The organism is Halomonas sp. 707B3, from assembly GCF_024158645.1.
Lineage (GTDB): Bacteria > Pseudomonadota > Gammaproteobacteria > Pseudomonadales > Halomonadaceae > Vreelandella > Vreelandella lionensis.
Genome location: NZ_JAMZBE010000139.1, coordinates 1 through 9,672, shown reverse-complemented (window position 1 = coordinate 9,672; position 9,672 = coordinate 1). Strand labels below are relative to the sequence as shown.

The 9,672-nt window shown below is 53.3% G+C and carries 9 protein-coding genes; 6 read left to right on the top strand and 3 right to left on the bottom strand.

Features of this window, described 5'->3' with window-relative positions:
- The 3 genes from BIS10_RS15145 to BIS10_RS15135 all read right to left on the bottom strand — a co-directional run.
- Nucleotides 1-584, bottom strand: a 584-nt coding sequence (locus BIS10_RS15145) for an MFS transporter (protein ID WP_253506332.1), incomplete at its 3' end; no start/stop codon positions are given.
- Nucleotides 585-638: 54 nt separating this feature from the next.
- Nucleotides 639-1,520 carry a polysaccharide deacetylase gene (locus BIS10_RS15140; RefSeq protein WP_253506329.1) on the bottom strand — a complete coding sequence of 294 codons (882 nt, stop codon included), beginning with the start codon at nucleotides 1,518-1,520 and terminating at the stop codon, nucleotides 639-641.
- A gap of 430 nt (nucleotides 1,521-1,950) precedes the next feature.
- A complete protein-coding gene (locus BIS10_RS15135) occupies nucleotides 1,951-2,982 on the bottom strand; it encodes a GntR family transcriptional regulator (protein ID WP_253506326.1) in 1,032 nt (343 codons plus the stop codon).
- A gap of 345 nt (nucleotides 2,983-3,327) precedes the next feature.
- On the opposite strand from BIS10_RS15135, the gene BIS10_RS15130 reads away from it, so the two are divergent.
- The 6 genes from BIS10_RS15130 to BIS10_RS15105 form a co-directional block, all read left to right on the top strand.
- On the top strand, nucleotides 3,328-4,845 hold the full coding sequence (locus tag BIS10_RS15130; RefSeq protein ID WP_253506323.1) for an NCS1 family transporter: 1,518 nt from the start codon (nucleotides 3,328-3,330) through the stop codon (nucleotides 4,843-4,845).
- A gap of 54 nt (nucleotides 4,846-4,899) precedes the next feature.
- Entirely contained in the window at nucleotides 4,900-6,264 is a 1,365-nt protein-coding gene (locus tag BIS10_RS15125) for an amidase family protein (RefSeq protein ID WP_253506321.1), read from the top strand.
- A 39-nt stretch (nucleotides 6,265-6,303) separates the two neighbouring features.
- Complete coding sequence (locus BIS10_RS15120) at nucleotides 6,304-6,606, top strand: hypothetical protein (protein ID WP_074211333.1); 303 nt, start codon at nucleotides 6,304-6,306, stop codon at nucleotides 6,604-6,606.
- A 41-nt stretch (nucleotides 6,607-6,647) separates the two neighbouring features.
- Nucleotides 6,648-7,691, top strand: a complete 1,044-nt coding sequence (locus BIS10_RS15115) for a GTP-binding protein (protein WP_253506318.1) — start codon at nucleotides 6,648-6,650, stop codon at nucleotides 7,689-7,691.
- Nucleotides 7,684-8,907 carry a PotD/PotF family extracellular solute-binding protein gene (locus tag BIS10_RS15110; RefSeq protein ID WP_253506315.1) on the top strand — a complete coding sequence of 408 codons (1,224 nt, stop codon included), beginning with the start codon at nucleotides 7,684-7,686 and terminating at the stop codon, nucleotides 8,905-8,907. The genes BIS10_RS15115 and BIS10_RS15110 overlap by 8 nt, the downstream gene beginning before the upstream one ends.
- 536 nt (nucleotides 8,908-9,443) lie before the next feature.
- Nucleotides 9,444-9,672 (top strand): hypothetical protein (locus BIS10_RS15105; RefSeq protein WP_253506312.1); only part of this gene is annotated, 229 nt, incomplete at its 3' end.

Below are 9,672 nucleotides of genomic sequence, written 5' to 3'. Positions count from 1 at the left end.
GGTCGTGGACAACGTCCAGTTTCGGGATGGAGAGCAGGTGGATGATCAAACTGGCAGAGACGCCGCCTGATGGTCATACACCAGATTTGACAATAACTCCTCTGCACTAGGCTGTACATGAAGCCGCGACCTTTGGCCTTTTTGTAGATCTCATTGAGATAAACAGCGTTTACGACCTCTTCTGAAACCGCAAAGCCCGAGAAGGCGCGGATAATCACCATCGAAGCAGCTCCCATGGCGACACCTGATAGCCCAGAACTCATTGCCCCGCCAATGACCAGTAAAATCAGCGTTTTCTTACGACCATAACGATCGAGCATAAAGCCGACGACCAGAGAAACTAAGAATACGCCTATCGTTGCAAAGGTATTGATAGCCGTAGCTTTAGCAGCACTCCAACCAAAATCCTCTGCAATGACAGGAAGTAATGTTCCAAACAGGGTGTAGTCGTAAACCGACGCTACCCAGGCAATAAAACAGACCAGCGATGCATAACCAATCTGCTTTTTGGTGATGACTGCATTCCAAGGTTCGTCAGCGTGCTGACTTGCCTCGGTAGTCGTACTTGAGTTTGGTTCGGCCATCGACTTCACCCTCTTTTCAATTATCGTTTTTAGTATTAACAATGCTTATCGGCATTAGCTGCGCGGGGTGCGCTTAGCAAAGTCATCAGCAATCTCATCGAAAGTGCAGAAGCGCACACCCTCATGGCTCTGCATATATTCAATCAGTCGCTCAAGCATCATCAGCACTTGAGGGCGGCCCGATACATCTGGGTGAATGGTCATGGTAAACACCGCGTAATCGTTCTCGCGGTAGACCCAATCAAACTGGTCTTGCCACATTTCACCTAGGTGGCGTGGGCTAACAAAACCATGGCTGTTAGGCGACTTTTTGATGAACATCATTGGCGGGAGGTCATCGAGATACCAGTTGGCAGGAATCTCGATCAAATCGGTTTCCTTGCCGCGGACCAACGGCTTCATCCACTCCTTCGCATCCTTGGAGTAATCAATTTTGGTCCACGAGTCGCCGACGCGTACGTAATAAGGATGGAAGTCATTGTGCATTAAGCTGTGGTCATACTTGATGCCACGCTCAAGTAAAAGCTCATTGGTGACCGGACTAAACTCCCACCACGGGGCCACATAACCTGTCGGTCGCTTACCAGATAGCTTGGTGACTAGATCGATGTTGTAGTCGAGCACGTCCCGCTCTTGCTCACGCGTCATCGCAATAGGGTTTTCGTGGCTATAGCCATGAACGCCAACTTCGTGACCGGCATCAACGACGGCTTTCATCTGCTCCGGAAAGGTTTCAATGCTGTGGCCGGGAATGAACCAGGTCGTCTTCAGGTTGTAGCGTTCAAACAGTTTAAGCAGGCGCGGTGCACCAACTTCACCAGCAAACAAGCCGCGGGAAATATCGTCGGGCGAATCCTCACCACCGTACGATCCCAGCCAGCCAGCGACGGCATCAACGTCAACACCAAATGCGCAGAGAATCTCTTTTTTAGCCATTTTGAACACCTCGTTATTAATACTTGGTCATGGTGTGCTTGCAGCAGGCGAATGATCACTATCACCAAACGCCACAAATTGAAGACTGGACACAACAGTCATTTTTGTCAATGAAGTATTATCGACACCCAAAAATGCTCAATGCATCGTTTCAAACCGCACCAAAAAGGCAAAAAATCGCTAAAAAGACCGAAAATAAGGCTATAATCTCGATAAATTCATGAATTTTGACAGTAAAAAACTAGACTGCATGGTGCAGCACATTTTTGAAGGAGAGCTGAAAACTACGTAAACGCCCCAAAATTGGGCATTTTTTTGACTTTTAAATCCAGGTTACATTTAAGAAGAGAACCCAAAGCGCTAGAAACTGCCCTTATCGCAAGTATCTAGCCGCTTTAACAGGACAACAGGGGCGTTCAAAGGGAGCGGCTCAAGAAATTTTGAGCAGGTAAGGCGGGAGGTCTGGCTCTGGAAAAACTGACAATACCTTTAGCCGGCGCCGGGTACGCTCGGCAGCCGCCTGGAGATGCGCTTGTAAACTTGAAGCGGCAGCATCGAAAGCACCAAACAATAGATGATCAAGCACCAACTGATGCTCCCTCAAAAGGGGCTCGTTCGGGGGTACACCGACCGTCTGAAAAAACATGCGGTTTACGATGACCGGCAGCTGGCTCTGAGCAATCATCTCGCAAGCCTTGCGGTTTCGGTAATGACGCAGGCATCGCTGATGCAAATCTTGCTCAAGCCGAGTGATCGACTCTGCATTCTGTAGTTCAGGATGGTCAATCAAGCGCTGAGTGCTTACTTTCATCGCCTCTAGTTCAGCTTTATCCAGCAGAGGGCCTGAAGCCCTAAGAGCCGCCGGTTCAAGCAGCGCACGAATTTCGAAATCTTCAGCCACTGCCTGAGCTGTAAGCGGCCCCGCCAACCAGTGCGAGTAATTATCTTTTTCTACCAGCCTTTGGTTACGAAGGCGACCTAACACTTGCCTGGCAACGGTACGACTGACGCCATAATATTCACTAAGCGTCGTCTCAACGATGCGAAAGTGACCAAAGGCTAAGCATGTGGCAACAGCCTCCTCCACCTCGACGTATATGCGGTCAGAGATCGGGCGAGCATCGATCTGGGACTTGTAGTCAGCGGCTAGTCCCAGCATTTCCGGCGTCAACGCCTGACGCTCCGGCGTTACCGTTTCAGGCTCCGGAGTCGCCAAAAAACCGCGCCCCTCAAAGCGACTGATCAACCCTTCTTGATGCAGCAGCTCAAGCGCCTTGCGCACTGGCCCACGACTGGTTCCATACATTCTCGCCAGCGGCCCCTCAAGCAGCACCAAGCTGGGCGGCAAACGCTGAGACAGAATGGCATCGCGTAACGATTCTTGAATCTTGGCATAGCGTGGAGCTTGCCCTTCTTGAACGCTGTTAGAACTATCGTCAATGGTCAGAACCACATCCTCCACAAACTTATCCTTCCCTAGTTATTACCAAGTCCTGCTTAGCTACCACCATCAAGGCAAAGATACACATAAATTGTTATATCTTAACACTTCCCACCCCGCCTTTTGAGCCGAACAAATCCGGCAATAGCCTGCCAAACACCCTCAAACAGATACTCACCAAGATTTCGTGTATTTTTTCTATGCAAAACAAAATATTAGATTATTTAACGCCAGTCTGCGCCGTAGAATTACAGCACGCCACTTGCCAGATAATGTTTTTTGTATCCATACTACATTTTATAACTTTAAAAATGAGCACGCCATTGTCACCAAAACTGACTACCAACAATTCAGGGGAACAATGCAATGGGACATACAAAAGACATCAACGAACCGGCAACGGCTGGATCAGACAATAGCAACAAGAACTTGCTGGAAGCCTCCATTTTACCGGTCTGGCTGAATCAGCGAACGATTGGATTCTTTGGTTTTATATGGTTATGGATCGGGATGGCCGTCATCATTGCCACCTTCCAGCTCGGCGCGGGTGGTGTTGCTGGCCTACCACTGATTCAGATCGTGGCGATCATCTTCTTTGCCAATCTTGTGCTTGGCATCGTCATGAGTCTTACCGCTGATATTGGTACAGAACACGGTCTCTCGTTTGCCGTCTACTTACGTGCCCCCTTTGGGCTCAAGGGCACGCATCTTCCTGCTGTCTCCCGTGGTGTGGTCGCCGCCATTTGGTTCGGTGTACAAACTTATCTCGGCGCCCTGGCCCTTAACGGCATTGTGGAGTACCTGTGGGGGTTTGATAATTGGGTATTGTGGTATGTGCTTTTCGCGGTAGTGCAGATCGTCAACACCGCTCTCGGCATTCGCGCAGTAGAATTACTCGCCTCTATCGCCGCCCCCTGCATCGTCGCCATCTCAGTCTGGATGTACTTCACGCTCAACGTGTTAGCTGAGACCAACGGCATCAATATCTGGACGTTTGTTGGCGATCAACAAGTATTGCCTTTGGCGCTGTTCTTCGCCAATATGGCTTTTTGGTCAGCATTGGCAGTGGATATTCCCAACCTAACCCGCTTCCTACGCACGCCTGGAGGACAACGCAGCTTCTTCGCCCGCAATCGCAACGTCTTCGTCGCGCAGTTTCTGGCCTTACCTGCGACCCAGGCCTGGGTTGCGTTGATTGGTGGCGTATCCTTTATCGCGGCAGGTGACTGGAACCCCGTCACCGTCATTCAAGGCCAGGGCGGTGGCTTCACCATGGTGGCACTATTGGCCATGGTGATATTGGCTCAGTGGTCTACCAATAATGCCGCCAACTTGATTCCGGCAGCCCTTACCTTCGTCAATGCCGGTGCCCCTCGTATTAGTTATCCTGTCGCCTTGGTCATTGCCGGTATCATCGGCACCGCTTCCATGCCTTGGCTGATTCTGAACAATTTGTTTACCTTCCTCAGCTACTATGGCGCGGTACTCTCCGCTGTCGGCGGCATCATGGTCGCGGACTACTATATTTTGCGGCACCGTCGCCTTAATGTCCCAGCCTTATACGATCCCGCCGGCCAATTCCGCTTTTTCAATGGCTTCAATCCAGCTGGCATTATCGCCTGGCTGGCGGGCGGGGCCATGGCACTCATATTCCTAGAGTACGCCTATGCCGTTGGCTTCATCACCGCATTGGCAGTGTATGTGCTACTGATGAAAACCTGGATCCTGCGCCGCTATCCTCAAGAAGAGTTAGATAGCAATTTTGATGATCGTTTTCTCGCGACATCAGTAGGGCTTAACTGGGTTTATACCGAGCAGAAGCGCTTCGAGCGCCTGACAGCCGACGATATCCCGGCCTCTGCACTCAAGCGTGAAGATCGCTAAGCTGGCTATCACCATCGCCACAGCGCCAGTCGACCAACTCGGGGGATGTTTAGCATGACCTATTACACAAACACTGCTCTTGCCACCGGCGAAGCCATCAAACATGGCAAGCTCGACCCTGTCATGCTGACACGCCAATGTCTGGCAGCAGCTAAAGACAGCAACTCAGTGTTTATATCGCTTACTCCCGAACGCGCCATGTTAGAGGCCGAGGCCGCTGCGCATCGCCAAGCGCTGGGGGCTTCGCTAGGGCCGCTAGATGGGGTCCCAATCGCCTGGAAGGACCTTTTCGATATTGCAGGGACGGTGACGACGGCTGGCAGCCGAGTGCTCACCAAAAAGCCTGCCAAATACGATGCCACTGCAGTTCGCCATGCGACAGCGGTTGGCATGGTATGCCTAGGCAAGACCAATTTAACCGAACTGGCCTACTCAGGCCTTGGGCTAAATCCGCACTATGGCACGCCTCACCACACGCCGGGCACAGGAGAACCGAGGGTGCCCGGCGGCTCCAGCTCTGGCTCAGCAGTGGCCGTTGCCAAAGGCATCGTCCCTGCAGCAATCGGAACCGATACGGCAGGCTCGCTTCGTGTACCTGCCGCTTTTAATGGCCTGGCATCCTATCGCCCATCCCAGGCTCGCCATAGTCGGCAAGGCGTCACTCCCCTAGCCCATAGCCTGGACACCATTGGCGTCATCGCTAATTCCTTGGAAGACTGCCTGGCCATTGACGATGTCATGCGAGGAGAAGAGGTCACAACGCGGGAGCGCGCTGACCCCGAACGCACGGTCATCGTGCTGGATACCGCCTATCTAGACGACGAACGTATCGAAGAAGGCGTGCGGAAAAACCTAGAGCGCAGCGCCGAGCAGCTTAGTAATGCTGGCTTTCACCTGATCAGACGAAAGCTTGCCAGCGTGAGCGACACCCTGCACCTCATTCAACATCACGGCTGGCTGGGCGCAGCAGAGGCTTACACCGAGTACCGTGAGCTGTTGGAAAGTGAAGCTGCAGAAGCTATGGATCCAAGAGTTCGGCAGCGATTAATGAATGCGCAGAAGATGGCACCGGACAGCATAGTGACGCTTTATCGCCAGCGCCGGTCACTTCAAGCGCAACTTCGCCATGAACTCGCCGGGGCGACGCTACTCTCCCCCACGGTTGCTCACACGGCTCCTCTCCTTGCCCCTTTGGAAGACAACCCAGAGCGTTTCGCTGAAGTGAATCTCGCCACGTTGCGGCTGAGCATGGTGGCAAGCCTGCTTGACTCCCCCGCTATCGCGCTGCCCAGCGGTGTTGACGAGAACCAGCAGCACACCAGCATCCAGCTAACGGCGCCTTGCGGAGAAGATGAGGCACTTATGCGCGTAGCGCTTGCCGCCAGCGATCACTTGGGCTTCCCGGCTGCCAACCAATAGGCCCGTTGCCACTCTGAATCAACTGTTAAAGGAGCTGTTATGTGCGGATTATGCGGCGTATTCGGCGGTGAAAACCACTGGAGCACTCACATCGAAGACCCTGAGCAGGCTCACTACGAGCGTCGCCGTGCCAGGGCCTATCGGGCAGAACTGATCAACCGCGTACTTAAGCCGCATCGCCTCGTGCTCGAAGATTTTCAGGCATCCAGCTTCGTGATCGCCAGCGCAACAGGCAAACGCGAGATGGTTCAGGATCTAGGCGGCATCTGGCGCCAAGCCGAACTGATGACTGGGCGGGATATCGACCCGTTAGATGCAAATTTTCTGGCATCGTTAAACTAACGCTTAGATGTTTCTAGTTTGCCCCAGAGAGGAGCCGATCAATGAACGACAAGACGCCACTGCTACCGGTGCACGTGATATCCGGCTTTCTGGGCAGTGGCAAAACCACCTTGCTCAAATCGGTACTGGCCAGTGAAGACTTCGGCGACAGCGCCGTACTAATCAACGAGTTCGGCGACGTGGGCCTAGACAACCGCCTGCTAGGTGAAATCGCCGAAGATGCCGTGCTGCTCTCCAGTGGCTGTGTCTGCTGCACCATTCGTGGCGAGCTGTCTGATGCGTTACGGCGCCTGATGTCACAGCGGCAGGACGGCAAAATTCCGCCCTTCAAACGCATCATTCTGGAAACCACTGGCCTGGCCGACCCCGGCCCCATCGCCTCAACGATCACAGCTGATCCTGTACTGCAGCACCATCTGCGCCCAGGCACCAATCTCACTCTGGTCGACGCCCTCAACGCCACCGCCAGCCGCAAGCTCCAGCCGGTGTGGGAATCCCAGATTGCGGTAGCCGACAAACTCGTCATCAGTAAGGTCGACCTAGTCGATCAAGCCCAGCTTGATGAGGTTCAAAGCCTGATTGACACTATCAACCCGGCAGCACAGCAATTGGGGCAGGAAGCCTTAAAGCAGGCCAGTGATGAGCTCTTTGGCAGTGGGCCGCATATTGACCACTACAGCTACTCAGAGGTAAAAACATGGCTTGGGCCCTGGCGTAAGCCGCCAGCACCTGACGCGGCCTCTCACCTTGGAGATGTTCAGTCATTCCGCCTCTGCTTCGACGGCGAAGTGGACTGGACGTGCTTTGGCCTTTGGCTATCCATGTTGCTCAACCGCCATGGCAGCCACATTATGCGTGTCAAAGGCGTGCTGCATGTAAAAGGGGATACCCGGCCGGTGATCATACACGGTGTTCAGCACACCATTCACCCGCCAGAGCACATAGACGCCTGGCCTGAAGACGACCGCATTTCAGAGCTGATTTTCATCACTCATGGCATCACCGCCAAGTGCGTGACAGACTCGCTGAATACCTTCATGAATGCTGTTAGCAACCACCCAAGCCCCAGGATATTCCATGCATGAAGCTGCATCCCCCAAACCGCTAGCCATGCCCTATGTGCAGCGAGGTCCGGTCACGCTAAGGGTGCTCGGCACATCGGTAACGCTGCTTGAAATCATTCGCAAGCGTGCTCGGGAAGACTTGGGCCTTCGCCTAACTTTTGAGGTTCTTGATGGTGTAGCCGCACAGCAAGCGGGAGTATTAACCCCTGACAGCTTCGATATTTATGACCAATGGTTTCACAACGTGGACTTCGTGTGGCCCGCTAATGCGATTCAACCCATTCAGGTGGATCGCATTAAACACTGGGACATGATCAATGACCTCCCCAAGACCGGTAGGCTGACACCCCACGCTCCCCTGGGGGCAGGCAGTAACCCGGTCAAGCTACTCTATGTCCAACCCGATGGCAGCTACGGTTCTCGCCCTAGTGGGCATATCACCATGCTTCCTGTTAGCCACAATGTGGACAGCTTCGGTTATCGCACAGACATGCTCCCCAAAGGGCTGGATATCGACAAGGAGAGTTGGAGCTGGTTGTTGGACAAGCGCTGGAAAGGCATGGTCAGCCTGCAAAATGACAGTGCCATCGGCGCTATTGACGCCGCGCTGGCAGCCAAAGCAGCGGGCCTGGTCGAGTTCGACAATCTAGGTAATCTCAGCCTCGCAGAGATTGACAGCCTGATTGACTGCCTGATCAATCTCAAACGTCAGCAACACTTTCGCGCCTTCTGGAGCAACCAGGATCAAGCATCTTCCGATATGGTGCGCGGCCGGGTCGGCATCGAAAGTCTGTGGTCGCCCGCCATGACGGATCTCAAAAAGCGCAATATCAAGGTGCGCATGGCGGCCCCCACAGAAGGCTATCGCGCCTGGTACGGCGGCATGTCAATATCACGGCATGTGAAGGGGCGCACGCTAGATGCGGCTTATGACTACCTCAACTGGTGGATTTCTGGATGGCCCGGTGCCGTCATGGCCCGCCAAGGCTATTACATTTCCACCCCCGAACTGACCCGCCCTCACCTTTCCGCTGCAGAGTGGGACTTTTGGTATGGCGGCAAACCTGCCGCCAAGAACCTTCCGGGCCCCGATGGCACCTCAGATATGATTCATCAAGGCGAAATCCGCGACGGCGGAGATTATCAGACAAGAATGAGCCGCATTGCAGTGTGGAATACCGTCATGGATGAGCATAACTATTTGGTCAGGCGCTGGAATGACTTTATGTCGGCTTAAGTCTTGTGTTTGATTTAGCATTTAGCCTCCTCTCGCCCTCAGCCCTCATACTGGCAACTAACAGTGTCATGACCATAAATACATGACCTCGCCTCTTGGCTTTCAAGAGCTTACGCGGGGTTCGTGTTTGCTCCTCCAGCTCCCATCTAATCAAGACTGCGACGCGCCAACGCTAGAAAAATGTATGCCCTAATCAGCAGGCCACGAAGGAGCGTTGAAATGAAAAGCTTGCGAGCTTCAGCCTACTTCGGCAGCTTGTGCTAGGCTAATTTCAGTAGGAATTAGGCCGTGCCCGGAAGCTAAAAGACAGCGTATAGCTTGGCACCCAAGACTGAAAACGCCCCCGAGCAGACATTCCGGAAAAAGCAGCAGGCACTCAAATTTTGACTATACGGCCTAACGGAAATTAATAGACCTAAGAATCATAGCCTTAGGAGAGCCTGACAAGCTGCATTTGCCGGAAAAAGGTGCCCGCTCGTTCATTCAATCATAGAACGCGCCGTCTAATACACTGTTAGGCCTGCTAGGGAGGATCGATGACTATCAACCACAATAGCAAATGCGCTGACTGCACAGCTGGTAGGCCTTCCGATGCCTGTGTCGAGATCGGTCAGGACGTGCATATCAATGGTGGTCCTGCAGGTGACACTGATCATTCCTTCATGCAGTGCCAGAACTGCGGCTCTGTTTTAGTCCGTATTCGGGATAGTGGCGGGCTTGGCGGCAATGGCACCTTCTATCAGGTGCTCACGCGTGGTCTCTACT

What these genes read in the sequence shown, in the direction of transcription:
- BIS10_RS15140 (WP_253506329.1), bottom strand. Translation starts at nt 1,520, where the DNA reads ATGGCTAAAAAAGAGATTCTCTGCGCATTTGGTGTTGACGTTGATGCC.
- BIS10_RS15130 (WP_253506323.1), top strand. Translation starts at nt 3,328, where the DNA reads ATGGGACATACAAAAGACATCAACGAACCGGCAACGGCTGGATCAGAC.
- BIS10_RS15125 (WP_253506321.1), top strand. Translation starts at nt 4,900, where the DNA reads ATGACCTATTACACAAACACTGCTCTTGCCACCGGCGAAGCCATCAAA.
- BIS10_RS15120 (WP_074211333.1), top strand. Translation starts at nt 6,304, where the DNA reads ATGTGCGGATTATGCGGCGTATTCGGCGGTGAAAACCACTGGAGCACT.
- BIS10_RS15115 (WP_253506318.1), top strand. Translation starts at nt 6,648, where the DNA reads ATGAACGACAAGACGCCACTGCTACCGGTGCACGTGATATCCGGCTTT.
- BIS10_RS15110 (WP_253506315.1), top strand. Translation starts at nt 7,684, where the DNA reads ATGCATGAAGCTGCATCCCCCAAACCGCTAGCCATGCCCTATGTGCAG.